Below are 25,625 nucleotides of genomic sequence, written 5' to 3' on the forward strand. Positions count from 1 at the left end.
CGTGCCGTGCGGCGAACGACGTCCAAGCGTTTTCTTCCTTCCTCCTTTACCAGCCATGTCCATCGATTACTCGCCGATTCCCTGTCCCGTCGTCGTGCCGCTCGACGCGATCCTGCCCGAAGAACCGCTGCTGATGATGGGGGCCGGCCCGGTCCCGATCCCGGCCGCCGTCGCGAAGGCGAACACGATCGTGATCAACCACCTCGGCGCGACGATGGCGAAGATCATCGAGCAGGTGAAGGAGATGGCGCGCTACGTGTTCCAGACCCGCACGAAATGGGTGCTCGGCGTGGCCGGCCCCGGCTCCGCCGCGATGGAAATGGCGATTTCGAACCTCGCGTGGCGCGGCACGCGCGTGCTGTCGATCCGCAACGGCTTCTTCAGCGCGCGGATGGCCGAGATGGCCACGCGCGTCGGCGCCGACGTCGCCACGCTCGAGGTGGCCGACCGCTCGGTCGCGAGCCTCGACGAGATCGCCGACGCGATCGCACGCGAGCGGCCCGAGATCGTCACGATCGTGCAGGGCGAGACGTCGAACACCGTGTGGAACCGCGATCTGCGCGACATCGCGGCGCTCGCGAAGGCGGCCGGCGCGCTGGTCGTGGTCGACGCGGTGTGCACGCTGTCGACGATGCCGCTCGAGATGGACGCGTGGGGCATCGACGCGGTGATCACCGGCGGCCAGAAAGGGCTGTCGTCGATTCCGGGCGTGTCGCTGATCGCATTCTCCGACGCCGCGTGGGAGCGGATGAAGCAGCGTCCGGAACCGAATGCGCACTGGTGCCTGGACATGGCGCTCGCGGAGAACTTCTGGCACAACGCGGGGTATCACTACACGGCGCCGGTGTCGGGCGTGCTTGCGCTGCACGAGGCGCTGCGTCTCGTGTGCGCGGAGACGCTCGAAAGCCGCTTCGCGCGCCACCTGCGCTGCTCGCTCGCGCTGCAGGCCGGCGTCGAGGCGATGGGGCTCTCGCTCTATGCGCCGAAAGACTGCCGGCTCAATTCGGTGGTCGGGATCGAGACGCCCGAAGGGCTCACGCCGGGCATGGTGTGCGGTCACATCTCGAAGCAGTACCAGGTCGAGATCTCGGGCTCGTTCGGCTTGCCGATCGTGCGGATCGGGCAGATGGGCGAACAGTGCCGCGAACACAACCTGTTCCGCACGCTGCACGCGTTCGGCCGCACGATGGTCGACCTGAAGGTGCCGGTCGATTTGCCGGCCGGCGTGGCCGCGCTCGAGCAGGAACTGTCGCGGCGCGGGACGTAAGCGCGGAGAGGCGAGGCGGGTGCGCTGCACGAAACCGCCTCGTGGGCAGCCGGGCCGCGGCGCCTAGCCGCCCTGCATCGCGCGCCGATACGCGTTCGGCGTCGTGCCGTGCGCGTCGCGAAAGCGGTGGCTGAAGTGGCCGGCGTTCGCGTAGCCGCATTCGGCCGCGACCTGCGCGAGCGGTAGGGCCGTCGTGCGCAGCAGCAGTCGCGCCCGCGCGAGCCGCTGCTCGGCCACCCACGCGTGCGGCGCACGGCCGAACGACAGCCTGAACATCCGCGAAAAATGGTATTCCGATAGCGCGGCCACGTTCGCCAGTTCGCCGAGCGTCAGCGGCTGCGACAGGTAGCTGTCGATATAGTCGCGCACGCGGCGGCGCACGGCCGGCGCCAGCCCGCCGCGGAACGGCACGTCGGTGCGTGTCGTGCTCTGGCCGCGTAGCAGCAGGCTCAGCACGTCGTGCGCGGCTTCGTTCACGCGCAGCCGTCCGTCGGCATCGTCCCAGCGCTCGAGCGCGAGCGCACGGAACTGCGCCGCGACGCGCGCATCCTCGAAATAGGTGCGATCGGCGAGCGTGAGTTCGCGCGGCTCGCGATCGAGTTCGCGGATCGCGCGCTGCGTGAAGTGCTCGGGCAGGAAGTACAGGTGGATGAAGTGCATCTCGCCGCGCACCCACCAGCGCGATTCATGGTCGCCCGGCAGCGCGCACAGCAGGCTCGGCGCGCCGTAGCGCGGCACGCGCTCGCGCTCCGTCCGGTAGCCGCCGTCCAGATAGCACGACAGCGTGTGGTGGCCGGGCCGTTCGTAGATCGTCTCGCTTTCGTCGGTGATGCGCGTCCATTCGGCGATCGCGAGATGGTCGCCGAGCCACGCGAAGCGCTCGAGCGTCGCGTTCGCCTCGGCAAGCGTGCGGCACACCGACTGCAGGCCGAACGGCATCGCGCCGCCGGCAAGGGCGGCCGCGTGGTCGACGGGCGGAGCGTACAGGGGCGAACTCATGATGCAGCGAGTATAAGCGCGCGCGAAGCGCGCCGTGCGGCCGCCGGAAAAAGACCGCAATTCCGGACAATCGCCGCGCGCACGGCGGCGGCACAGTCGAAGTCCGTTTCACTCGTTCCGCTTCGTTGCCGCCATGAACCTGTCGCTCTATTTCGTCACCGTGCTGATCTGGGGCACCACCTGGATCGCGATCAAATGGCAACTCGGCGCCGTGCCGCCGCCCGTGTCGATCGCGTGGCGCTTCTGGCTCGCCGCCGCCGTGCTGTTCGCGCTGCTGCGCGTGATGCGCCGGCCGGTGCGCCCGCCGCGCGAGGCGTGGCGCTACCTGGTCGCGCAGGGCTTCGCGCTGTTCTGCCTGAATTTCCTGTGCTTCTACTATTCGGAGCAGGTCGTGCCGAGCGGCCTCGTCGCCGTGATCTTCTCGACCGCGCCGCTGCTGAACTCGATCAACGGCCGGCTGTTCATGGGCCGCCCGCTGCGGCCGTCCGCGATCGCAGGCGCGCTGCTCGGGCTGACCGGCATCGCATGCCTGTTCTGGCAGCAGATGGCCGGCCACCTCGACGACCACGCCACGTGGACGGGCCTCGCGATCGCGTTCGCGGGCACGATGTGCTTCTCGGCCGGCAACCTGCTGTCGAGCCGGATGCAGTCGATGGGCCTGCACCCGCTCGCGACCAACGGCTGGGCGATGCTGATCGGCGCGGCGATCCTGACGGTCGGCAGTGCGGTGGCCGGGCTGCCGTTCATGATCGATCCGAGCCCGCGCTATCTCGGCGCGCTCGTCTATCTGGCCGTGCCGGGCTCGGTGATCGGATTCACGGCCTACCTGACGCTCGTCGGCCGGATCGGGCCCGAGCGCGCCGCGTACTGCACGGTGCTGTTCCCGATCGTCGCGCTCGCCGTGTCGACGGTCTTCGAGGGCTACCAGTGGTCGCCGCTCGCGGTGTTCGGGCTGCTGCTCGTGCTCGGGGGCAATCTCGTCGCATTCGACCTGACGCGCCGGTTGTTCCTGCGCACGGCCTGACCGCGGCGGCCGTCGCGTTGGCCGCCGCAAACGAAAAGAAAAACGCCCGCGCGATGCGGGCGTTTTGCGTTGAATGCCAGTGCAGCTGCCGCCCGGCGGCCGGCGCGCGGCTCGGTCAAGCCGCCGCGCCGCTTCCCGCGACCCGCGCCTGCCGCTGGTACAGCACCATCGACAGCGCGACACCCGCCGCGGCGGCCACCGCCGCGAACAGGAACACCTGCGGATAGCCGAACGCGCCTGCCACATAGCCCGCGAGCGGGCCGGTGATGCCTAGCGACAGGTCGAGGAACACCGAATACGCGGACAGCGCCGCGCCGCGGCTCGCCGGCGGCACGAGCGCGACGGCTTCGACGCCGAGCGCCGGGAAGATCAGCGCGAAGCCGAAGCCGGTCAGCGCGGCGCCGACGAGCGCGACGTGCGGTACGGGCGCGAGCCACAGCAGCACGAGGCCCGCGCATTCGAACGCGAACGACACGATCGCGACACGGAAGCCGCCATGCGTCTTGATCGTGTTCGCGAACAGCAGGCGCGCGCCGATGAACAGCGTGCCGAACACGGTCAGCGACAGCGCGGCGTTCGGCCAGTGGCGTGCCGCGTAGTACAGCGTGACGAACGTGGCGATCGAGCCGAAGCCCGCGGAGCCGAGCGCGAGCCCGAGGCCGTGCGGCAGCACGCGCGTGAACACGCTCGCATACGACATCCGTTCGCCGTGCACGAGCGGCACAGAATCGATCAGGCGTGCGAGATAGAAGCCGGTCGCGGCCAGCGCGATCACGATCACGCCGATCAGCGCCGGATTGAGCGTATGCGCGATCGCGACGCCGATCGGCGCGCCGAGCGCGAGCGCGCCGTAGGTCGCGATGCCGTTCCACGAGATCACCTTCGCATTGTGCGCGACGCCGACCCGCCCGATGCCCCACAGGATCGCGCCGGTGCCGCACAGGCTCTCGCCGACGCCGAGCACCAGCCGGCTCGCGACCAGCAGCACGAGGCTCGCGACCGGCCAGTGGGCCAGCAGCAGCGCGACGAGCAGCAGCACGCCCGACACGCCGCAGCCGATCAGCCCGCGCAGCACCGTCTGCTTCGGCCCGAGCGTATCGGCGAAGCGCCCGGCGAGCGGGCGCGACGCGAGCGTCGCGAAATACTGGACGCTGATCGCTGCGCCCGCGACGATCGCGGAAAAGCCGAGATCGTCGTGGACGAAGCCCGGCAGCACGGCGAGCGGCAGGCCGATGGTCAGGTAGCAGATGAACGTGAAGCAGACGACGGACACGATTTGCAGCGTGACGGCAACGCCGCTGCGCGGCGGTGTGGCGGAATCGGTTGACATGGGGTCGGAACGAATGAGCGAAACGGAACGGAAGGCGGCGAAAAACGGAATCGGGATTTTCCCATGGAACCGGTTTTCCCGCAGGTACCGCTTAGTTAATCGCGCCCCGTTTCCGATGCCGACGAATCGCCGACGAAATGGTGCAGGCCGGCCCGAAACCCTGATGGGGCAACGCGCGAGCCGTCCGTCGGGCAGGCCGCGGCGCTCATATCGCGGCAGTTATATGGGCCGCATGCGCGCTGGGCTATGGGTTGCGGAATTTGATGGTGATAGCGTGCAAACTGTCAGAGAAACGTCGGTCGAGCGCCCCGCGCAGGCCGCCTTGCCCCCACTTGAAGAACGATAGAGACATGAGTGAGCCGATCCGCTTTTACCATCGTCACGCGGTCCGCGAAGTCAGCGGCGCGGACGTCACCCGCACCGTGCTGCAGTATCTGCGCGAGGATGCGCACTGCACCGGCACCAAGGAAGGTTGCGCGGAAGGCGACTGCGGCGCGTGCACGGTCGTCGTCGGCGAGCTGACCGACGCGGGCACCGTCGCGTTCAAGGCCGTCAACGCGTGCATCCAGTTCCTGCCGACGCTCGACGGCAAGGCGCTGCTGACGGTGGAGGACCTGCGCCAGCCTGACGGTTCGCTGCACCCGGTGCAGCAGGCGATGGTCGATTGCCATGGCTCGCAGTGCGGGTTCTGCACGCCCGGTTTCGTGATGTCGATGTGGGCGCTGTACGAGAAGCATGGCCACGAAGGCTGCGGCAGCGCGTGCGCGAAGGCGAAGGATGTGCCGACGCGCACCGAGATCGCCGATGCGCTGACGGGCAACCTGTGCCGCTGCACCGGCTACCGGCCGATCGTCGATGCGGCTGTGCGGATGTTCGATGTGGCCGGCGAAGGCGCGACCGGCGACGGTGCGCCCGCGCATTGCGCGCCGGTCGAACCGGCCGCGCTGGCCCGCACGCTCGCCTCGCTCGCGCGCGACGGCACGTTCGACTACACGACGCCCGACGGCGCGCGCTTTGCCGCGCCGCGCACGCTCGACGCGCTGGCCGCGCTGAAGATCGAGCGTCCCGCCGCGCGGATCCTCGCCGGCAGCACGGACATCGGCCTGTGGGTCACCAAGCAGATGCGCCGGCTGGACGACCTGATCTACGTCGGCCAGATCGCCGAACTGCAGCGCGTCGCGCACGGCGACGACTGGATCGAGATCGGCGCGGGCGTGACGGTCGAGAACGCGTATGCGGCGCTCGCCGGCACGTATCCGGAACTGACCGAAATGTGGAAGCGCTTCGCGTCGCTGCCGATCCGCAACGCGGGGACGCTCGGCGGCAACGTCGCGAACGGCTCGCCGATCGGCGACTCGATGCCGGGCCTGATCGCGCTGGGCGCACGCGTCGTGCTGCGCGGCGGCGACACGGTGCGCGAGCTGCCGCTCGAGGCGCTCTACACCGGTTACCAGCAAAAGGACATGGCGCCGCACGAATTCGTCGTCGGCCTGAAGGTGCCGACCCGCAGCGGCGCGCGCGCGAAGCTGCAGTTCCGCACGTACAAGCTGTCGAAGCGGTTCGACTCCGACATTTCGGCGGTGTGCGCGGCGTTCGCGTTCATCGCGGACGGCGAGTTGATCCGCGAGCCGCGCATCGCATTCGGCGGGATGGCCGCGACGCCGAAGCGCGCGACGCATGCCGAAAGCGTGCTCGACGGCGCGCAGTGGCACGAAGCCACCGCGCAGGCCGCGATGCAGGCGCTCGAGCGCGACTACCAGCCGCTCACCGACATGCGTGCGACGAGCGCGTATCGCCTCGATACCGCGAAGAACCTGATGTACCGATTCTGGCTGGAGACGCGCCCGCACGACCCGCTGCCGCCGCAAGCGCTGAACGTGCGTGAAGTGGCCGCCGAAGCCGGCGCCGATGTTGCCGATGCGCCGGCGCGCGTCTGAAGACGGAGAACACGAACATGAACCAGCAAGCAGAACCGTTCCTGAACACCCTCGACCCGCAGGCCGACGCCGCGCAGGTGCACGTGTCGCGCGCGCACGAATCGGCGCACCTGCACGTCAGCGGGCGCGCGACCTACACCGACGACATTCCGCTCGTCGCGGGCACGCTGCACGCGGCGCTCGGGTTGTCCGCGAAGCCGCACGCAAAGATCGTGTCGATGAACTTCGACGCGGTGCGCGCGACGCCCGGCGTGGTCGCCGTCTTCACGGCCGACGACATTCCCGGCGTGAACGACTGCGGGCCGATCATCCACGACGACCCGGTGCTCGCGAAGGGCATCGTGCAGTACGTCGGCCAGCCGATGTTCATCGTCGTCGCGACGTCGCACGAAATCGCGCGGCTTGCCGCGCGCCGCGCGCAGGTCGACTACGAGGAGCTGCCCGCGATCCTGACCGCGCAGGACGCGCGCAAGGCCGAGACCTACGTGATCCCGCCGCTGAAGCTCGCGCGCGGCGACGCGGCCGCGCGGCTGGCTGCCGCGCCGCATCGCGAGTCGGGCGAGATGACGCTCGGCGGCCAGGAGCAGTTCTACCTGGAAGGGCAGATCGCGTACGCGGTGCCGAAGGACGACGACGGGATGCACGTGTATTGCTCGACGCAGCACCCGAGCGAGATGCAGCATCTGGTCGCGCACGTGCTCGGCGTCGCGTCGCACAACGTGCTGGTCGAATGCCGCCGGATGGGCGGCGGGTTCGGCGGCAAGGAATCGCAGTCGGGCCTGTTCGCGTGCTGCGCGGCGCTCGCCGCATGGAAGCTGCTGTGCCCGGTGAAGCTGCGTCCGGACCGCGACGACGACATGATGATCACCGGCAAGCGGCACGACTTCCATTACCGCTTCGACGTCGGCTACGACGACGACGGCCGTCTCGACGGCGTCGCGCTCGACATGACGTCGCGCTGCGGCTTCTCGGCGGACCTGTCGGGCCCCGTGATGACGCGCGCGGTGTGCCACTTCGACAACGCTTACTGGCTCGGCGACGTGGACATCGCCGGCTACTGCGGCAAGACCAACACGCAGTCGAACACCGCGTTCCGCGGTTTCGGCGGCCCGCAGGGCGCATTCGCGATCGAGTACATCCTCGACGACATCGCGCGCTCGCTCGGCCGCGATCCGCTCGACGTGCGCTACGCGAACCTGTACGGCAAGACCGAACGCAACGTCACGCCTTACGGGCAGACGGTCGAGGACAACGTGCTGCACGAGCTGCTCGGCGAACTCGAGACGACGAGCGACTATCGCGCACGGCGCGCGGGCGTGCGCGAATTCAATGCACGCAACGCGGTGCTCAAGAAGGGCATCGCGCTCACGCCGGTGAAGTTCGGCATCGCGTTCAACGTTACCCATTTCAACCAGGCCGGCGCGCTGGTGCACATCTACACCGACGGCTCGGTGCTCGTGAACCACGGCGGCACGGAGATGGGGCAGGGGCTCAACACGAAGGTCGCGCAGGTCGTCGCGCACGAGCTCGGCATCCGCTTCGGCCGCATCCGCGTGACGGCGACCGACACGAGCAAGGTCGCAAACACGTCCGCGACGGCCGCGTCGACGGGCTCCGACCTGAACGGCAAGGCCGCGCAGGACGCCGCGCGCCAGTTGCGCGAGCGCCTCGCGGCATTCGCGGCGAAGCAGTTCGGCGACGGCACGGTCGACGCGGCCGACGTGAAATTCGCCAACGACTTCGTGTGGATCGGCGGCGCGAGCGTGCCGTTCGGCGAGGTGATCGCGAAGGCGTATCTCGCGCGCGTGCAGTTGTGGTCCGACGGTTTCTACGCGACGCCGAAACTGTACTGGGACCAGTCGAAGCTGCAGGGGCGGCCGTTCTACTACTACTCGTACGGCGCGGCCGTGTCGGAAGTCGTGATCGACACGCTGACGGGCGAGATGCGCACGTTGCGCGTCGACGCGCTGCACGACGTCGGCGCGTCGCTGAACCCGGCGCTCGACATCGGCCAGGTGGAGGGCGCGTTCATCCAGGGCATGGGCTGGCTCACGACCGAGGAGCTTTGGTGGAACGCGGGCGGCAAGCTGATGACGCATGCGCCGTCCACGTACAAGATTCCGACCGTCAACGACACGCCGCCCGAGTTCAACGTGCGGCTGTTCCAGAACCGCAACGTGGAGGACAGCATCCATCGGTCGAAAGCAGTCGGCGAGCCGCCGTTGCTGCTGCCGTTCTCGGTGTTCTTCGCGGTGCGCGACGCGATTGCCGCGGTCGGCGACTACCGGGTGAATCCGCCGCTCGACGCACCGGCCACCGGCGAGTCGATCCTGCGCGCGGTGAATGCGGTGCGCGCGAGCGCCGCGCGGGCAGGTTGAGATGAAGCAGCTCCCGGGCTCACCGCGCTCGCTGCAACGCGCGTCTGATGCGAGCGCCGCCGGTTGCGACGGCGCGTGCGGCAACGCGCCGTCGCCGATGCAGCCGTTCGCGCCAGGCACCGGCATGCGCCCCCGCGCGCGCGCGGCGCAGCCGCCGATGCACATCGTGCTGTTCGGCGCGGGGCACGTCGGCCATGCGCTCGTCACGCTGCTCGGCGCACTGCCGTGCGTCGTGCAGTGGGTCGATACGCGCGACGAGCTGTTCCCGGACGAATGTCCGCCGAACGTGCAGCCGGAGCCGACCGACACGCCGGAGGCCGTGGTCGACGCGGCACCGCCCGGCGCGTACTTCCTCGTGATGACGCACAACCACGCGCTCGATTTCTCGCTGGCCGCGCAGATCATGCGGCGGCGCGACTTCGCGTATTTCGGGATGATCGGCTCGCGCACCAAGCGCGTGAAGTTCGAGCGCCGGCTCGCGGCGCGCGGCGTCGATCCGGCGCGGCTCACGGAGATGGTGTGCCCGATCGGCATCGCGGGCATCGTCGACAAGGCGCCCGGCGCGATCGCGGTGGCCGTCTGCGCGGAACTGCTGCAGGCCCGCTCGGGGATGCCGGTGGCCGATACGAAGGCGGCCGCGGCGGCGCGCCTGCGCGACGACGCGAGCTGCGCGCGATAACGACGCGAGCCGGCGCGCACGACGCACGTCCGGCCGTTTTTGCCTACACTGCACGAATCGCGCGGCATCGGGCCGCGCGTCCTTTCATGCAGGCATCATGTTCGATCCACAGGTCTATCTCGACGCACTCGATGCAAGCATCGCCGACATCGAACGCTGGCTGTCCGGCACCGATACTTCACCTGCGGCGCTCGATGCGCTGCTCGCCGCTTTTTCCGCCGATTTCACGATGATCATGACCGACGGCCGCGTGCTCGACCGCGCCGGCATGCGCGCGCTGTTCGCGACGCTCGGCGGCGCGAAGCCGGGGCTGCGCATTGCGCTGTCGGACATCCGCGTGCGCGTGGCCGATGCATCGCATGCGGTTCTCACCTATCTCGAGGCGCAGCATGCGGCGTCGGGCGAACTGCCCGCGCGTCGCGCGACCGCCGTGTTCGCGCGCGACGCGGCAGGCAGCGTGCGCTGGAGCCATCTGCAGGAAACTTTCTGCACGGCGTGAGCGCTGGCCGCTGCTGCTGCCCGCAGCTACTGCCCGCCGCGCAGGCAATGCGGCGTCAGCGCTTGCGGCCGCGCGCGGCCGTCAGCTCGTCGGACACGCTCTGCATCAGCGCGCACAGCCACGCGATGTCGGTCGGGCGGTCGGGCTGCGGGTGCGTGAGCAGGTAGCTCTTGATGCGCGGGAACGGCACGGGCGGCGCGACGACGACGAGCGGCAGCAATCGCGCATAGTGCGTTGCGAAGCGGCGCGTCGTCGTGAAGATCAGGTCGGACTGCAGCAGCACCTGCGGCACGATCCCGAAGTACGGCAGCGTCGTCACGATCCGCCGCGTAAGGCGCGCGCGTGCGAGGCCGATCTCGATCGCATTGCGCTTGTCGCCGGTGTACGGCGTCGGCGCGACGTGCGCGGCCGACGCGTACGCTTCGCGCGTGAGCGGCTCGTGCGCGAGCGGATGCGCGTCGCGCATCAGGCACACGATCGTGTCGGAGAACAGGTCCTGGCGCGCGAACTGCGGGTCGGGTTTCGGCCAGTTGCCGATCACGAGATCGAGCGCGCCCGATTCGAGCGCCTCCGCGTGATCGAGCGCCGGGTTCAGCGAATCGATTTCCAGATGCGCATGCGGCGCCGCGTCGCGAAAGCGCTCGATCAGCGTCGGCATGAAGAAGTCGTTCAGGTAGTCGGGCGCGGCGACGCGAAACGTGCGCCGCGCCGACGACGGGTCGAAGTCGCCGTGCGGCGTCGCGATGAAGTCGACCTCGCGCAGCGCGCGCGACGCGGCGCCGAGCAGCGACGCGCCATACTCGGTCGGCACCATCCCGGACTTGCCGCGTACGAGAATCGGGTCGTTCAGCGTCTCGCGCAGCTTGCGCAGCGCGGTGCTGATCGCGGGCTGCGTCTGGTTCAGCCGCAGCGCGGCCTGCGTGACGCTGCGCTCGAGCAGCAGCGTGCGCAATACGCGCACGAGCCAGATATCGAGCGAGGCGGTACGGTCGTCGTCTTCCATCGGTGCGCGGTGATTCGGGAGAAGCGTAACCTTACCGCAGCCACGCGTCGCGGTGCGTGATACCGGCCATCACGCGCGGCCCTTCGGCAGCGTGCTGATCCGCTTGACCTCGCGCGAGTCGAGCCAGTTCGGCGTGCGCGCGCAGTACAGCACCATCGGCAGCGCGTCCTCGCCCCAGAACAGCTGCTGGTTCATCCAGAACGTCGGTACGCCGAACACGCCGAGCGCGATCGCGTCGTCGGTGTTACGGCGCAACTGCGCGCTGGTTTCCTCGAATTCGATCAGTTCGTCGCCGTGCCCGACGCCGACGCGCTCGCACAGCGCGGCGAATCCGTCCGGCGTCGACGGATCGTTGCCGTCGTGCCAGATGAAGCGGAACATTTCCAGCACGGTCGCGATGTCGGCGCGCAGCGCGATCGCGAGGCGCAGCACCTTGTCGGAGTCGAACGGATGCGCGGGCGGCATCTTGAAGCGGATGCCGAGTTGTTCGGCGCGAAACAGCGCATGGCGGTACGTGAACACGCGCTTGGCCGGCACGTCGGCGCTCGAACGCTGTCCCCAGTGGCGCTGCAGGTCGGGCAGCGACACGGCGACGGGGTCGAACGGCACGTCCGGCCACTTGTCATGCTGTTCGAGCAGCAGGTAGGAGAACGGCGACACGAAGTCGAAGAACCAGGCGGGCTGGGCAGTGTCGAGGCCGGTTGTCATGGAGATCTCCAGAGAATGGGGCGTGTGCGCCTCGCGGCGGCCTTCATGTTACGCGGCGGCGCGCGGATGCGGTCGCGCGGATGCAGCAATGATCGCGGATCGGCCGCTCATGCGGAACCGGGAGTCGCCCGGGGGGCCTCGCCGGCGGGCGCCGTCGCGACGCCGCCGGCGCCGGGCCTGGACGGCGTGCCCGGTGCGGCGTCGTGGTCGTGCGCGGTGAGGCGCTCGCGCACGAAGCCGATGTGCTCGCGCAGCACGTAAAACTGCCCCGCATACGCGAGCGGCATCTTCATCCGGTTCACGGCTTCCTCGATGTCGTCGAGCTCGTCGAGCAGATGGATGCGCTCCTCCGCCGTATGCTCGCCGAGCGCGCGGCGCTCCAGCGCGATCAGCGCGCCGTACCAGCGGTAGATGCGCGAACGCACGCGCCAGCCATACAGCGACGGCACCAACCGGAGCCCGGGAATCAGCACGACGATCAGCGGCACCACGACGACCAGCAGCCGGTCGACGAGACTCGCGACCCAGAACGGCAGCCGCCGGTACAGGAAGGTCTTGCCCGATTTGTAGTAACGCGCCGCGTCGTCGGACAGCGGGAAGCCGCGCGTGACGGCCGACGGGAATTCGCCCGCGTGCTGGAGGATCGTCGCGTGACCGTGCACTTCGCGCGCGGCCTCGATCAGCAGGTCGGACAGCGCGGGGTGCAACGAGTCGCGCGCGACCAGTTCGATCGTCGGCGCAACCGTATGGATGTCGGCGGGCGGCAGGTTGCGGCCGAGATCGTAGACGCCCATCGGCAGCGTGATCGCGGTCAGGTACGGAAAGCGCCGCGCGTACGCCTCGGCCTGCGTGAACGAGTACACATGGACGCCGGGCGCGCGGAACAGCTTCGCCATTACCGGGATCTGCGTCGAGTCGCCGGACAGGAAGGCGGCGTCGATCCTGCCGTCGAGCAGCGCGGTCGCCGCATCCTCGCCGGCCGTCGGCAGCAGCTCCGTCGAGCCGCCCGGCACGATGCCGTTCATCTTCAGCAGCGCGAGGCTCAGTTCGCGCGCGCCGCTGCCTTCCGCGCCGAGCGCGAGCCGCTTGCCCTTGAAGTCGGACAGGCGCTCGACCACCGGGCCGCGATACATGATCGCGAGCGGCACGTAGCCGATGCTGCCGAGCGACACCAGATGCTCGTCGCGCTCCTTCGGGCCGATGCCGCTCTGCACGAAGCCGACGTCGACCGGCGCGTTCGGGTTCGACAGCCGCGCGAGGTTCTGCGCGGATCCTTCCGACGACTCGACGTCGAGCGTGACGCCGTTCTTCGCGAGGATCGCCTTGTATTTCTGCGCGGCGTTCCAGTACGTGCTGCCGGGCGGGCCGGACGAAATCACGAGCGTGGACGGCGGCGCCGGCTGGATCAGCCTGACCGCGAGCCACACCGCCGCGACTGCAAGCAGCACGGTCGGGCCGATCGACAGCGCGAGGTCGCGCCACGACACCGCGACGAAGCGGGCAAGGATGCGGCGGGGCGGGCGAGGGCGGGCAGGCTTCATTGAATTGGTGGGTGACACGGGCGTGACGCGTCGATGACGGGCGTCACGAACGATGTACGCGATGCAGGTTCTCGCGGCGATGGTACCCGGTTTCGCCCGGCATGCGCGAGTCCGGCGCCGTGGCGCGGCGGCCGATGCGGGCGGCCCTGACGGCGGCTGCCGGGAGGCCGCGCGTCAAAAGCTTTGCGCTTCGGCGGGCGCTGGATTACATTGTGCGTCGCAGCCGCGACCGAATCGCGCGCGACCCGGCACGCAATGAGACCGGGCGCGTCCGGCCGGCGGCTGTCCGGCCCGGCCGGCCCGCATTCGCGTGCGCCGGTCGCCGGCCCGTGTCGCCTCTCTCGCATCGCCGTGGAAATCATCGGCCGTCCCGCCCGTTCGCGCGCGGGTTGGCCGCCTTTGGGGGTATCCGGCCGTACTGTGCACGGCCGTTCCGAAGTCATAAGGAGATAGCATGAAGTCGATCGTGTTGAGAGCGTTGGGTGTTGCGGCCGTGGCGGCCTGTCTGTCGGGCAGCGTGTATGCGCAGTCGAGCGACGCGGCGGCAACCGAGGCGCCGGCTGCGGCAGCGAGCTCGCCGAAGGCCGCGGCCAAGACCGCGAAGAAGGCGAACCGCAAGCTCGGCTACGCGGTGCGCAAGGCAATTACGAAGGCAGGCGGCATCGACGTGGCGAACATCGTCGTGCGCTCGAAGGGCGGCGCGATCTCGCTGGAGGGCACGGTGCCCGACCAGGCACAGATCGACAAGGCGGAAGAGGCAGCGAAGAGCGTCAAGGGCGTGACGTCGGTCACGAACAAGCTGACGGTCCAGCAGCAATGATGCCGGGCGGCGGCGCGCCAGCGCCGCGCGCCCGTTTGCGGCGGGTCCCGGTGTACCGGGGCCCGTTTGCGCTGTGAGCCTCGGGCCTGCCGCGTTGCGTCAGGCCCCCCGAATGAGTATCCCCGAGGCGACGTCCTGCGGGGCGGAAAACGCCGGGCGACCCTGCGTTTCCATCAGAGGTCGTCAGCCGCGCGCGACACGGCGGCGGACCGATAACGATATCGAGAGGGCGGCAATGACGACGCACGGGTGGGGCAGTCGGATTCTCTTGGGCGCGGTGCTGGTCGCGGTCGCGATGCTCGGCGCCTGCAACGGCGACGATTCGGGCGAGCGCAACCGGTTGCCCGGCTTCGTGTCGGGCAGCGTGCGCACGACCGCCTATGACGGCACCAGCGACGATTTGCTGACGGCCGGCCTCGGCAAGACCGGCCTCGCCGCCGCCACCGCGCCTTCGTTCGTGAATCCGTCCCGGCCGACCAGCGCCGAGCTGCGTCGGCTCGCGATCTGGTCGAACTACCGCGCGCTCGTCGACATGAGCGCCAACGGCGGCTATGGCCGTTTCTGGGGGCCGAACGTCGACCTCGACGGAAACGACACGCTCGGCGAAGGCAAGATTCCTGGCACCGAGTACCTCGCGTATTCCGACGACGGCAGCGGCCGCAAGAACGTGACGCTGCTCGTGCAGGTGCCCGCGAGCTTCGATCCGGCGCAGCCGTGCATCGTCACGGCCACGTCGTCCGGTTCGCGCGGCGTGTACGGCGCGATTTCGGCGGCCGGCGAGTGGGGCCTCAAGCGCGGTTGCGCGGTCGCATACAACGACAAGGGCGGCGGCAATGGCGCCCACGAGCTCGGCTCCGACACGATCACGCTGATCGACGGCACGCTCGCCAACGCGGTGCTCGCCGGCAATGCCAGCCTCTTCACCGCCAACGTGACGAGCGGCGAGCTTGCCGCGTTCAACAGCCGGTTCCCGAACCGCTACGCGTTCAAGCATGCGCATTCGCAGCAGAACCCCGAGCAGGACTGGGGGCACGTGACGCTACAGGCGGTCGAATTCGCCTACTGGGCACTCAACGAGCAGTTCGGGCCGCTGCTCGACGGCTCGCATCACGGCGTGCGCTACCACCCGGGCGACATCACGACGATCGCCGCGTCCGTCAGCAACGGCGGCGGCGCGGCGCTCGCGGCGGCCGAGCAGGACACGCGTCGCTGGATCACCGCGGTCGTGGTCGGCGAGCCGCAGGTCAACGTGCGGATGGCGCCGAACGCGGTCGTGCGCGAGGGCGGCCAGCCGGTGCCGTCGTTCGGCCGGCCGCTGGCCGACTACGCGACGCTCGCGAACCTGCTGGAACCGTGCGCGGCCGCGTCGGCGTCGCTCGCGGATGCGCCGTACCTGAGCACGCTGCCCGCCGCCACCACGCAGTCGATCCGCACGCAGCGCTGCGCGACGCTCGCGGCTGCCGGGCTCGTATCCGGCGCCGATACGCAGAGCCAGGCCGCCGATGCGCTTGCGCAGCTGCATGCGGCCGGCTATCTCGCCGATTCCGATCTGCTGCACGCGCCGATGTGGGATTCGCAGGCGATTCCGGCGATCGCGGTCACCTATGCGAACGCGTACACGCGCTCGCGCGTGACCGACAATCTGTGCAATTTCAGCTTCGCGACGACGAGCGCTGCGACGGGCGCGGTCGCGCCGCCCGCCGCGTCGCCGATGCCGGCCGTGTTCGGCCTCGGCAACGGCGTGCCGCCCACAGCGGGCGTCAATCTCGTGTTCAACACCGGCGCGGGCGTCGACCACCGGCTCGCGACGCCCGACGCGAGCTTCGCGGGCGCGCTATGCCTGCGGCAGCTGTGGACCAACGGGATGCTCGACATGCCGGCGAATGTCGACGCGGTGCGCGTGAACGCGAACCTGCAGGGCAAGCCCGCGATCATTGTGCAGGGCCGCAGCGACGCGCTCGTGCCCGTGAATCACGCATCGCGCGCATACGTCGCGCAGAACGGCATCAGTGAGGGCGGGCGCAGCCAGCTCGTGTTCTACGAGGTGACGAACGGGCAGCACTTCGATGCGTTCCTGCCGGTCGCGGGCTTCGACACGCGCTTCGTGCCGGTTCACTACTACAACCTGCAAGCGCTGAACCTGATGTGGCGGCACCTGAAGAGCGGTGCCGCGCTGCCGCCGTCGCAGGTGATCCGCACGGTGCCGCGCGGCGGCACACCGGGCGCCGCACCGGCGCTGACGAGCGCGAACCTGCCGCCGATCTCGGCGTCCCCCGGCGCCAACGCGATCACGACCGGCGCCGGCGCGATCGACGTGCCGCTCTGACGGCGCCCGCCGCGCCGCGATACGGAAGCCGGACAGTCGTCCGGCTTTTTCTTTTCTGCGCCTGGAATCGGTCCCGCACTGCTCCTTATCGCAGCGGCACGCGCTGTAACAAATTATTACTTTACGACGGAAAACCCGGAATCTATTATGCGCCGATATTTTCACTTAATTTAATAAATTACCGTAAAGACAATATTCCTTTCCGTATAGTTAATCAATCCTTTCGAATTTATTAAATCGGCTCGAAATGCGGTTGGTCGCCGTTTTGCGATTGATCGGCATTTCGCCGAGAGGGATTGTTCGTCTGTTGGAAGCGAAGGCGCCTTGCAGGGTGGGCTTTGCGGGGAAGGTTATTGCCTGGCGGTTTCGCGCTTGCGGATGACGGGGGCTGAATCCGCATTGCCGCGCATTATCGAATCGTCGTTTGCAATGGAATTGATTCCAGTGCGTTCGCGGAATATGGGTGGGGTAAATCGTGCCGATCGGTATTCGCCGATCCGGTAAAAAACTCGGAGTGCATCGCAAAACGAATGCGCTCCCGGTGCGGAGCGCCGGCGCAAATGATCCTTTGCGAGCGGCGGTATTTATCGTTCTGTTCGAGAGGCAATAATGACGACACTGAAGTCCTTGAAAGACGGTTTCGCGCTATTTGGAACGACACTTGGCGTGCCGCTCGCCGCAGCCGCGGCTGCGGCGCTGCTCGTCACGGGATGCGGCGGCGACGACGGGTCCGGCCCGACGGCCGCCACCGCGGCGGCCGCGACGACGTCAAACGGCAGCACGGCGGCCAGCACCAATGCAACGGCCGCCGTCCCGGCCGACCAGCCGTACGTCGACAACGACGTGTACGGCACCGGGCCGAACGACGCGGTCACGGATTCGACCGAAGGGGCCGCGGTCGTGCACCGCCAGGTCACGATCGGCGGCAAGACCATCCAGTACACGGCCACCACGGGCCACCTGACCACGATCGATCCGATCACGTCCGCGCCCAACGCGAAGATGTTCTATGTCGCGTACACGCAGGACAACCCGGACCCGTCGAAGCCGCGCCCGGTCACGTTCTTCTACAACGGCGGCCCCGGCTCGTCGTCGGTCTACCTGCTGCTCGGCTCGTACGGGCCGAAGCGCCTGCAGTCGTCGTTCCCGAACTTCACGCCGCCGGCTCCGTACAAGCTGCTCGACAACCCGGACAGCCTGCTCGACCGCACCGACCTCGTGTTCATCAACCCGGTCGGCACCGGCTACTCGGCGGCGATCGCCCCGGCGAAGAACAAGGACTTCTGGGGTACCGACCAGGACGCGCGCTCGATCGATCGCTTCATCCAGCGCTACCTGACCAAGTACTCGCGCTGGAACTCGCCGAAATTCCTGTATGGCGAGTCGTACGGCACGGCGCGCAGCGCGGTCGTGTCGTGGGTGCTGCATGAGGATGGCATCGATCTGAACGGGATCACGCTGCAATCGTCGATCCTCGACTATGCGAATGCACTGTCGGCGCCCGGCACGTTCCCGACGCTCGCGGCCGACGCGTTCTACTGGAAGAAGACGACGCTCAACCCGACGCCGACCGATCTCGACGCGTACATGGTGCAGGCCCGCAACTACGCGGACAACACGCTCGCGCCGCTCGCGCAGAAGCCGAACCCGCAGGACGGCGGCTTCGTGAACGTGCGGCTGAACCTGAACCTGCAGACCGCGCAGCAGATGGGCTCGTACATCGGCACGGATCCGACGTCGCTGATCCAGACGTTCGGCAATCCGGCCGCGCTCGGCAACGTGCCGTCGTCGGACGACAACCCGCCGTACACGTTCTTCCTGACGCTCGTGCCGGGCACGCAGATCGGCCAGTACGACGGTCGCGCGAACTTCACGGGCAAGGGTATCGCGCCGTACATCCTGCCGAACTCGGGCAGCAACGATCCGTCGATCACGAACGTCAGCGGCGCGTACACGGTGCTGTGGAACAGCTACATCAACACCGACCTCAAGTACACGTCGACGTCGTCGTTCGTGGACCTGAACGACCAGGTCTTCAACAACTGGGACTTCAGCCATACGGACCCGACCGGCGCGAACAAGGGCGGCGGCAATACGCTGTACACGGCCGGCGACCTGGCGGCGACGATGAGCGTGAACCCGGACCTGAAGGTGCTGTCGGCGAACGGCTATTTCGATGCGGTCACGCCGTTCCACCAGACGGAGCTGACGCTCGCGCAGATGCCGCTCGATCCGACGCTCAAGGCGCAGAACCTGACGATCAAGAACTACCCGTCGGGCCACATGATCTACCTGAACGACGCGTCCCGGACCGCGCTGAAGGGCGATCTGGCCAACTTCTACGACGGCGTGCTCGCGAACCGTGCGGCGCTGCAGCGCGTGCTGAAGCTGCAGATGCGCACGCAGCAGCTCAAGCAGCAGCAACTGAAGCAGCAGGGGCAGTAAGCGCGGCGGGCGGCGTGCGCGCCGCCCGTGGCAACGCGATTCGCGTCACCCGGTTCGCCGTCGGGCCGTGCGCGAATCGCACCGCTCCGGATGGACGACAGCCCGATCGGCATAGGCCGGTCGGGCTGTTTTTCTTGTGCGCCAGGGCGCGGGGCCCGGGGCGCCGCGCACCGGCCGGACAGCGGATTTTTCTGCGGAGGGAAAGGCGCCCGTGCCGCTTAAGCGAGCACGAGCCGCACGCCGACCGCGACGAGCGTCGCGGCGAGCAGGTTGCGCAGCAGCCGCTCGGGCGCGCGCGCGGACAGCAGGCTGCCGAGCACGATGCCGGGCAGCGAGCCGAGCAGCAGCGACAGCAGCATCGACCAGTCGACCGAGCCGAGCAGCCAGTGGCCCATGCCGGCGACGAGCGTGAGCGGCACCGCGTGCGCGATGTCGGAGCCGACGATGCGCGTGGTCGCGAGCGCCGGATACAACAGCAGCAGCACGGTCACGCCGATCGCGCCTGCGCCGACCGACGTCATCGACACGAGCACGCCGAGCACGGCGCCTGTCAGCACCGTCGACCACAGCGTGCGCGCCGGGCTCGGCGCGAGCGGATTGCGCGCGGCGAACGCGGTCAATTGCGGGCGAAAGATCAGCGCGAGCGACGTGAGCAGCAGCGCAACGCCGAGCACCAGCTGGATCAGCCGCGCGGTGCCGGGCGAATTCATCCCGTGCGTATGCAGCACCCACAGCGTGACGGCGGCGGCCGGGACGCTGCCTGCCGCGAGCCGGCCCGTGATGCGCCAGTCGACCGACCCCTTCAGCCCGTGCACGAGCGTGCCGGTGGCCTTGGTCGCGGCCGCGTACAGCAGGTCGGTGCCGACCGCCGTCGCGGGGTGGACGCCGAACAGCAGCACGAGGATCGGCGTCATCAGCGAACCGCCGCCGACGCCCGTCAGGCCGACGAGGATGCCGACGAACAGGCCGGACAGGGAGTACAGCAGATCGATATGGGGAAGCGACATCGGAAGCAGGCGGTTATGCGGCGTTCGGCGGCGGCGCGCGGCCGCGGCGCGCGCATCAAAGTCCGCCATTGTCGCAAAAGTGGCGCGTCGGTGTACGACTACGTTAAAAATCGGCCGGGATGGCCGGCCGGACGGGCCGCTCGCGGTGGGTGAAACGATCGTTTGAACGGATACTGGACCTGATGGTGCCGTGCGTCGGCGTCGGCGGGCGTGCGATCGCCGCCCGGTTACCGCGCGTGGAGGAGGGCGGGGCGACGCGCGCCCCGCTTCGTCGTCAATGCATCGCTGGACCGACGCCGGCGACCGCGTCCTGGCGGCGGATGCGCAGCGCGAGGCCGAGCAGCCCGGCCGCGGCCGCGAATGCCGCACCGACCGCGAATGCGACGTGGTAGCCGCCGTTCAGTGCATCGAGCGGGCTGGCGTGCGCGACCGCGAGCGCATCGGTGCGCGCGGCGGCGAGGCTCGCGAGCACGGCGAGGCCGAGCGCGCCGCCCATCATGAACGCGGTGTTGACGATGCCCGACGCAAGCCCCGAATCGGCCGGGTCGACATCGCTCATCGCGGCGAGCAGCACCGGATTGAACGCGACGCCGGCGCCGATGCCGAGCAGCGTCATGCCCGGCAGCACGTGCCAGACGAAGCTGCCGTCCGCCGGCGCGCGCGAGAACAGCGCGAGGCCGCACGCGGCGATCAGCAGGCCGGCCGCGATCGGGCCGCGAATGCCGAAGCGCATCACGATGCGCGCGGACAGCCCGAGCGAGAACGCGGCCATGATCAGGTTCGCCGGCAGGAACGCAAGCCCGACCTGCAGCGGACCGTAGCCGAGCACGCGCTGCATGTAGAGCGCGGACAGGAAAAACCACGCGAACATGGCCGCCGCCCACAGCACGCCGATCACGTTCGCGAGCGCGACGTTGCGCGCGGCGAACAGCGTGAGCGGCATCAGCGGATGCGCGACGCGTGCCTCGATCGCGATGAACACCGCGAGCAGCGCCACGGCCGCGCCGATCAGCACGACGGTCTGCGTCGACAGCCAGCCGGCCTCGTTGCCGCCGACGATCCCGTAGACCGCGAGCATCAGCGACGCGGTCACGGTGATCGCGCCCGCGACGTCGAGCCGCGCGGCGCCGGCCGGCGCGCGCATGCGCGGCAGCAGCGCGACGCACATCGCATAGACCGCGATGCCGATCGGCAAATTGACGAGAAAGATCCAGTGCCACGACAGCGTGCTCGTCAGGAGCCCGCCGAGCAGCACGCCGATGCTGCCGCCGCCCGCGCAGACGAAGCCGTAGACGCCCATCGCGCGCGCCCGTTCGCCCGGTTCGGTGAAGAGATTCATGATCAGCGACAGCGACACGGCCGACACGACCGCGCCGCCGAAGCCCTGCACCGCGCGCGCGGCGATCAGCATCGTCTGCGACTGCGCGAGGCCGCAGGCGAGCGACGCGAACGTGAATACGACGAGGCCCGCGAGGAACATGCGCCGCTGGCCGTACAGGTCGCCGAGCCGGCCGCCGAGCAGCAGGCAGCCGCCGAATGTCAGCAGGTAGGCGTTGACGACCCATACGAGGGCCGTCTCGGTGAAATGGAGGTCGGTACTGATCGAAGGCAGCGCAACGTTCACGATCGTGCTGTCGAGCACGATCATCAGCACGCCGAGGCAAAGGACGATCAACGCGTACCAGCGCTTCTCGCCGTGGATACCGTGGGTCATGGGCCGGCCGCCTTCTCTCTGATAGTTATTTGAAAGGCTGCATTGTAGACGTCATTCGCGCGCGCTTCCTGCCGGTTTGTGGCAGGAGCGACGCGTAGCGGCGGCGCGCGTCGCGCGGCGCCGGAGGTTATCCGCGCGGCGGCAGCTCGCAGCCGTCGGGGCCGCATGCGGCGGCGTCGCCGCCGGCGGATTCGACGACGGCGCCGTCGCGCCACGCCTGTTCGAGCGCCTGCGCGAACACATCGGCCGGCTGTGCGCCCGATACCGCGTAGCGGCCGCCGAACACGAACAGCGGCACGCCGCGTCCGCCGATCTGCGCCGCGCGCGCGATGTCGGCTTCGACTTCGTCGCGGTATGCGTCGCTGCGCAGCACGGCTTCGACGGCCGAGCGCTCGAGGCCCGCTTCGACCGCGAAGTCGATCAGCGCCGCGTGGTCGAACAGCGAACCGTGCTCGCAGAAATACGCGCGGTACAGCCGCTCGGTCAGCGCGTGCGCACGGCCGGTCGTTTCCGCGAGCTTCACGAGCCGGTGACCGTCGAGCGTGTCGCCGACGAACGTGCCGGGCAGGTCGTAGTCGAGCCCGACGCTCGCGGCCGCGTCGGTCACCTGGCGCAGCATCTGGTCGACCTGAGCGGGCGACATCCGATACTTGCCGGCGAGCATTGCCTCGACCGGCTCGACCGGCTGGCCCGGCATCAGCCGATACGCGCGCAGCGCGACGTCGACGTGCTCGGCGTGCGCGAACGCGGCGAGCGCCTCGTCGAAGCGGCGCTTGCCGATCCAGCACCAGGGGCAGATCAGGTCCGACCAGATTTCGGCGGTCAGGCTCGGGCGGGTAGTCGGGGCAGGGAGGGTTGTCATGGGGAATCCGAGGCGGCAAATAAATGTAACTGAGACTATATCATTTATGCTTCGATGCCTCGGCGGGTTCCGCCCGGGCGCAACGGGCCGCGCCGCGCGATTCACGAAGGATCGACACGACGGCGCGTGCCGGTTGTGATTGTCGATGTCGATGCCGGAGGTGAACCCGCGACCGATCCCGCTGCACGCGCCGCTTACGCGTCGCCCTGCGTTTCCTTCAGATGCTTCAGGTGCTTGTAGACGGTCGCGCGTCCCATCCCGAGCACGTTCGCGACGTAGTTCGCGGCGCTCTTGCCGCGGAACGCGCCTTCCGCGTACAGCGCTTCGACGAGCTCGCGCCGGTGCTCGCGCGTGAGCCCGTTCAGGCCGACCTGCCGCTCGCGCAGCCAGCCGTGCAGGAACGTGTTGATGCGCTCCTGCCAGTCGTCGCGGAACAGCTCGTCCGGCTGCGCGACGATGCCCGCGCCCTTGATGAACACGTCGAGCGTCGCGCGCACGTCGTCGAACACCGCGATGTTGAAGTTGATGCACATCATCCCGGCCGGGCGGCCTTCGTCGTCGAACAGCACGTTGCTCACGCAACGCATGCGCCGGCCATCCCAGTTCAGCTTCTCGTACGGGCCGATCACGCGCTCGCGCGCCGAATGATCGATTTCCTCGAGTGCCGAGTCGTCGCCGACTTCGCGCTTGGACAGGTTGTTCGCGAGGTAGAGCACGGTCTGGTCGTGCAGGTCGTGGATCACCACTTCCGCATACGGGAAGAACAGCGCCGCGATGCCGTCGGCGATCGGTGCGTAGCGGGTGAGCAGCAGGTCTTTGACGGGGGATTGCTTCTTGCGCATCGGAATCGCCATCTCGGGTGAGCGGGGGCCGGGCGGTGCGTCGGCGCGGCGCGCCGGCATGCCGCCGACCGGCTGGGCCGTGCGCCCGCGCGCCGCCGCCACGGCGGTTGCGCCATTGTATCGGCTCCGCGTGCGCGTGCTGCTCATGCGCGCGTCAGATGCATGTACAGCGCATGCGCGATCGCGATGTCCTCGAGGCCGAGGCCGATCGAGCGGAAGAACGCATGACGCGTGCGCGACGGCGCCGCGCAGGTGCCGGCGACAAGCGCCGGCAGGTCGCCGACGATCCGCTCGGGCGTCCAGCCGTGCGCGGCCGCCGCGATCTGCATCTCGCCCGCGCTCGCGGGCGTCGTGTGCCGGTAGTCGCAATACACGTCCATGTCGGGCAGCCACGCGGGCGGAATCTCGTGCGCGCGCGCGACGTTGGTGCTGATCGACGTGACGAGCGCCGCACGCGTGAGCATGCCGTCGGCGAGCACCGGCGTGCCCGACGACGTACACAGCATCACGACGTCCGCGTCGCGCACGCATGCGTCGACGCTGGCGGCCGCACGGGCCCGCGGATCGATCCGCGCGAGCGTCGCCTGCAGCGCCGCATCGTCGGCGAGCGCGGGCGAATGGACGCTGATCGACGCCCAGTCGCGCAACGCCGCGGTGTGGCGCAGATGCGCGAGGCCGACCGCGCCCGTGCCGATCACGGCGAGCCGGCGCGCGTCGCGCGGCGCGAGGCAGTCGACCGCGAGCGCCGTCGTGCCGGCTGTGCGCTCGACCGTCAGCAACCCCGCGTCGCACCACATCAGCGGCTGGCCGGTGCGCATCGACATCAGCGCGGTCCATGCTGTGACGATCGGCTTCGCGCCCGTCACGACGTACGGCGACAGCTTCGCGCCGAACACCTGCTCGTCGGCGAGTGCGCCGAGATACGTGATGAAATCGCCGGCCTGCTCGGGAAACAGCGTGAGGGTCTGCGGCGGCTGCACCGCGCGGGCCGACGCGAGCGACGCGAACATGCGGCGCAGCGTGCCGAGCACGTCCAGCGACGGCAGCGCTGCGCGTACCGCGGCTTCGTCGACGGTCAGCGGCAGGGTCGGGGCGGGTTGCGTCATGGAACTTCTCCGGTCGGGGCCGGACAGGACAGTCTCGAAAACAGGTGTCCGGCGATGTTCGTGATGGATTAAAAGTCTAATATAGACAAAAACGGCCGGGTGAATTTTTCTTTTCGACGCGCGACTGGCGTGCGCATCTTCTGAAAAACATCCACAAATCAACGGCGTTTCGTGTGATTGGTGGAACGTCTCCGGACGAACGGGCCGCCGCGATTATCGTATCCCCTATAGTCTATAGTAGACTAAGAGTCTATATTTCGCGTGCAGGCCGTCGTGTCGTCGCACGATGACCGCTCTTCATCGCCTCAATCCGGAATCGAAGGACATCCGTCATGAACTGGAAGCTTTCCCTCTGCGCCGTCGCGGCGCTTGCGTGCGCGGCCGTCACGGCCCACGCGGAACAGACCACGTTGCGCTTCGGGATCGAAGCCGCGTATCCGCCGTTCGAGAGCAAGACGCCGGCCGGTCAGTTGCAGGGTTTCGACGTCGACATCGGCAATGCGGTGTGCGCGAAGCTGAACATGAAGTGCGTGTGGGTCGAGAATGCGTTCGACGGGCTGATCCCGGCGCTGCAGGCGCGCAAGTTCGACGCGATCAATTCGGCGATGAACATCACCGCGAAGCGCAAGCAGAGCATCGATTTCACGCCGGCGATCTACGTGGTGCCGATCGTGATGGTCGCGCATCGCGGCTCGCCGCTGCGCCCCGATGCCGCGAGCCTGCGCGGCAAGCACGTCGGCGTGCTGCAGGGCTCGTCGCAGGAGGATTTCCTGAAGGCGCACTGGGCCAATGCGGGCGTGGCCGTCGTCTCGTACCAGGATCAGGACCAGATCTATGCCGATCTCGTCGCCGGACGTCTCGACGCGGCCGTGCAGGAAGCGCAGACCGCGCAGGACGGTTTCCTCGACAAGCCGGCCGGCCGCGACTACCAGATCGTCGGCGATGCGCTGAAGGATCCCGCGACGCTCGGCGAAGGCACCGGCTTCGGGATGCGCAAGGGCGACAAGGCGCTGCAGGCGAAGCTCGTCGCCGCGCTCGACGCGCTGAAGAAGGACGGCACGCTGAGCGCGCTGTCGCAGAAGTACTTCAAGCGCGACATCATCGCGAAGTAAGCGTGGCCGCGCGCCGGACGCGGTAC

The 25,625-nt window shown here is 68.8% G+C and carries 20 protein-coding genes; 10 read left to right on the forward strand and 10 right to left on the reverse strand.

The genetic code is table 11. The annotated features are described in order from the left end of the window. Nucleotides 1-55 precede the first annotated feature (55 nt). Complete coding sequence (locus HW466_RS28945) at nucleotides 56-1,267, forward strand: pyridoxal-phosphate-dependent aminotransferase family protein (RefSeq protein ID WP_059450894.1); 1,212 nt, start codon at nucleotides 56-58, stop codon at nucleotides 1,265-1,267. A gap of 63 nt (nucleotides 1,268-1,330) precedes the next feature. Here the strand turns inward: HW466_RS28945 and HW466_RS28950 are convergent, their stop codons facing one another. Beyond that, nucleotides 1,331-2,266, reverse strand: coding sequence for a helix-turn-helix domain-containing protein (locus HW466_RS28950; protein WP_059450893.1), 936 nt, complete (start codon nucleotides 2,264-2,266; stop codon nucleotides 1,331-1,333). Nucleotides 2,267-2,399: 133 nt separating this feature from the next. Between HW466_RS28950 and HW466_RS28955 the strand changes: the two genes are divergently transcribed. After that, a complete protein-coding gene (locus tag HW466_RS28955) occupies nucleotides 2,400-3,290 on the forward strand; it encodes a DMT family transporter (protein ID WP_059450892.1) in 891 nt (296 codons plus the stop codon). Between the two features lie 115 nt (nucleotides 3,291-3,405). Here HW466_RS28955 and HW466_RS28960 read toward each other — a convergent pair whose 3' ends face one another. Continuing rightward, nucleotides 3,406-4,620: an MFS transporter gene (locus tag HW466_RS28960; protein ID WP_059543573.1), complete on the reverse strand. Its 1,215-nt coding sequence runs from the start codon at nucleotides 4,618-4,620 to the stop codon at nucleotides 3,406-3,408. 350 nt (nucleotides 4,621-4,970) lie between these two features. Between HW466_RS28960 and xdhA the strand changes: the two genes are divergently transcribed. The 4 genes from xdhA (at nucleotide 4,971) to HW466_RS28980 (ending at nucleotide 10,113) form a co-directional block, all read left to right on the forward strand. Beyond that, nucleotides 4,971-6,557 (forward strand): xanthine dehydrogenase small subunit, encoded by a 1,587-nt coding sequence (gene xdhA / locus HW466_RS28965; RefSeq protein WP_174905549.1) that lies wholly within the window; start codon nucleotides 4,971-4,973, stop codon nucleotides 6,555-6,557. A gap of 17 nt (nucleotides 6,558-6,574) precedes the next feature. Then, nucleotides 6,575-8,935 (forward strand): xanthine dehydrogenase molybdopterin binding subunit, encoded by a 2,361-nt coding sequence (xdhB, locus tag HW466_RS28970; RefSeq protein ID WP_059543575.1) that lies wholly within the window; start codon nucleotides 6,575-6,577, stop codon nucleotides 8,933-8,935. A 1-nt stretch (nucleotide 8,936) separates the two neighbouring features. Beyond that, on the forward strand, nucleotides 8,937-9,614 hold the full coding sequence (xdhC, locus tag HW466_RS28975; protein WP_059450915.1) for a xanthine dehydrogenase accessory protein XdhC: 678 nt from the start codon (nucleotides 8,937-8,939) through the stop codon (nucleotides 9,612-9,614). A gap of 97 nt (nucleotides 9,615-9,711) precedes the next feature. Next, the gene (locus HW466_RS28980) at nucleotides 9,712-10,113 is read left to right on the forward strand and encodes a nuclear transport factor 2 family protein (protein ID WP_059543576.1); all 402 of its coding nucleotides are present in this window, start codon (nucleotides 9,712-9,714) and stop codon (nucleotides 10,111-10,113) included. A gap of 55 nt (nucleotides 10,114-10,168) precedes the next feature. Here HW466_RS28980 and HW466_RS28985 read toward each other — a convergent pair whose 3' ends face one another. The 3 genes from HW466_RS28985 to HW466_RS28995 form a co-directional block, all read right to left on the reverse strand. Then, nucleotides 10,169-11,116 (reverse strand): LysR family transcriptional regulator, encoded by a 948-nt coding sequence (locus tag HW466_RS28985; protein ID WP_059450887.1) that lies wholly within the window; start codon nucleotides 11,114-11,116, stop codon nucleotides 10,169-10,171. A gap of 69 nt (nucleotides 11,117-11,185) precedes the next feature. After that, on the reverse strand, nucleotides 11,186-11,824 hold the full coding sequence (locus HW466_RS28990) for a 2-hydroxychromene-2-carboxylate isomerase (RefSeq protein WP_059507025.1): 639 nt from the start codon (nucleotides 11,822-11,824) through the stop codon (nucleotides 11,186-11,188). Between the two features lie 107 nt (nucleotides 11,825-11,931). Next, complete coding sequence (locus HW466_RS28995; RefSeq protein WP_060345984.1) at nucleotides 11,932-13,365, reverse strand: TAXI family TRAP transporter solute-binding subunit; 1,434 nt, start codon at nucleotides 13,363-13,365, stop codon at nucleotides 11,932-11,934. A 454-nt stretch (nucleotides 13,366-13,819) separates the two neighbouring features. Between HW466_RS28995 and HW466_RS29000 the strand changes: the two genes are divergently transcribed. The 3 genes from HW466_RS29000 (at nucleotide 13,820) to HW466_RS29010 (ending at nucleotide 18,956) form a co-directional block, all read left to right on the forward strand. After that, nucleotides 13,820-14,185, forward strand: coding sequence for a BON domain-containing protein (locus HW466_RS29000; protein ID WP_059468523.1), 366 nt, complete (start codon nucleotides 13,820-13,822; stop codon nucleotides 14,183-14,185). A 235-nt stretch (nucleotides 14,186-14,420) separates the two neighbouring features. Then, the gene (locus HW466_RS29005) at nucleotides 14,421-16,511 is read left to right on the forward strand and encodes a D-(-)-3-hydroxybutyrate oligomer hydrolase (protein ID WP_174905548.1); all 2,091 of its coding nucleotides are present in this window, start codon (nucleotides 14,421-14,423) and stop codon (nucleotides 16,509-16,511) included. Nucleotides 16,512-17,120: 609 nt separating this feature from the next. Then, on the forward strand, nucleotides 17,121-18,956 hold the full coding sequence (locus HW466_RS29010; RefSeq protein WP_174905547.1) for a S10 family peptidase: 1,836 nt from the start codon (nucleotides 17,121-17,123) through the stop codon (nucleotides 18,954-18,956). Between the two features lie 218 nt (nucleotides 18,957-19,174). Here the strand turns inward: HW466_RS29010 and HW466_RS29015 are convergent, their stop codons facing one another. The 5 genes from HW466_RS29015 to HW466_RS29035 all read right to left on the reverse strand — a co-directional run bounded on the left by HW466_RS29015 (nucleotide 19,175) and on the right by HW466_RS29035 (nucleotide 24,487). After that, nucleotides 19,175-19,963, reverse strand: a complete 789-nt coding sequence (locus tag HW466_RS29015; protein ID WP_059507164.1) for a sulfite exporter TauE/SafE family protein — start codon at nucleotides 19,961-19,963, stop codon at nucleotides 19,175-19,177. Between the two features lie 274 nt (nucleotides 19,964-20,237). Next, complete coding sequence (locus HW466_RS29020; protein ID WP_174905546.1) at nucleotides 20,238-21,677, reverse strand: DHA2 family efflux MFS transporter permease subunit; 1,440 nt, start codon at nucleotides 21,675-21,677, stop codon at nucleotides 20,238-20,240. Nucleotides 21,678-21,804: 127 nt separating this feature from the next. Further along, a complete protein-coding gene (locus tag HW466_RS29025; RefSeq protein ID WP_174905545.1) occupies nucleotides 21,805-22,539 on the reverse strand; it encodes a DsbA family oxidoreductase in 735 nt (244 codons plus the stop codon). A 194-nt stretch (nucleotides 22,540-22,733) separates the two neighbouring features. Beyond that, complete coding sequence (locus HW466_RS29030) at nucleotides 22,734-23,528, reverse strand: helix-turn-helix transcriptional regulator (protein ID WP_174905544.1); 795 nt, start codon at nucleotides 23,526-23,528, stop codon at nucleotides 22,734-22,736. Further along, nucleotides 23,525-24,487 (reverse strand): ornithine cyclodeaminase family protein, encoded by a 963-nt coding sequence (locus HW466_RS29035; protein WP_059543585.1) that lies wholly within the window; start codon nucleotides 24,485-24,487, stop codon nucleotides 23,525-23,527. Before HW466_RS29035 ends, HW466_RS29030 begins: the two co-directional genes overlap by 4 nt. Nucleotides 24,488-24,819: 332 nt before the next feature. Between HW466_RS29035 and HW466_RS29040 the strand changes: the two genes are divergently transcribed. Next, nucleotides 24,820-25,599, forward strand: coding sequence for an ABC transporter substrate-binding protein (locus HW466_RS29040; RefSeq protein ID WP_059507032.1), 780 nt, complete (start codon nucleotides 24,820-24,822; stop codon nucleotides 25,597-25,599). Nucleotides 25,600-25,625: the final 26 nt, after the last annotated feature.

The sequence above is a fragment of the Burkholderia territorii genome (assembly GCF_902833055.1).
Lineage (GTDB): Bacteria > Pseudomonadota > Gammaproteobacteria > Burkholderiales > Burkholderiaceae > Burkholderia > Burkholderia territorii.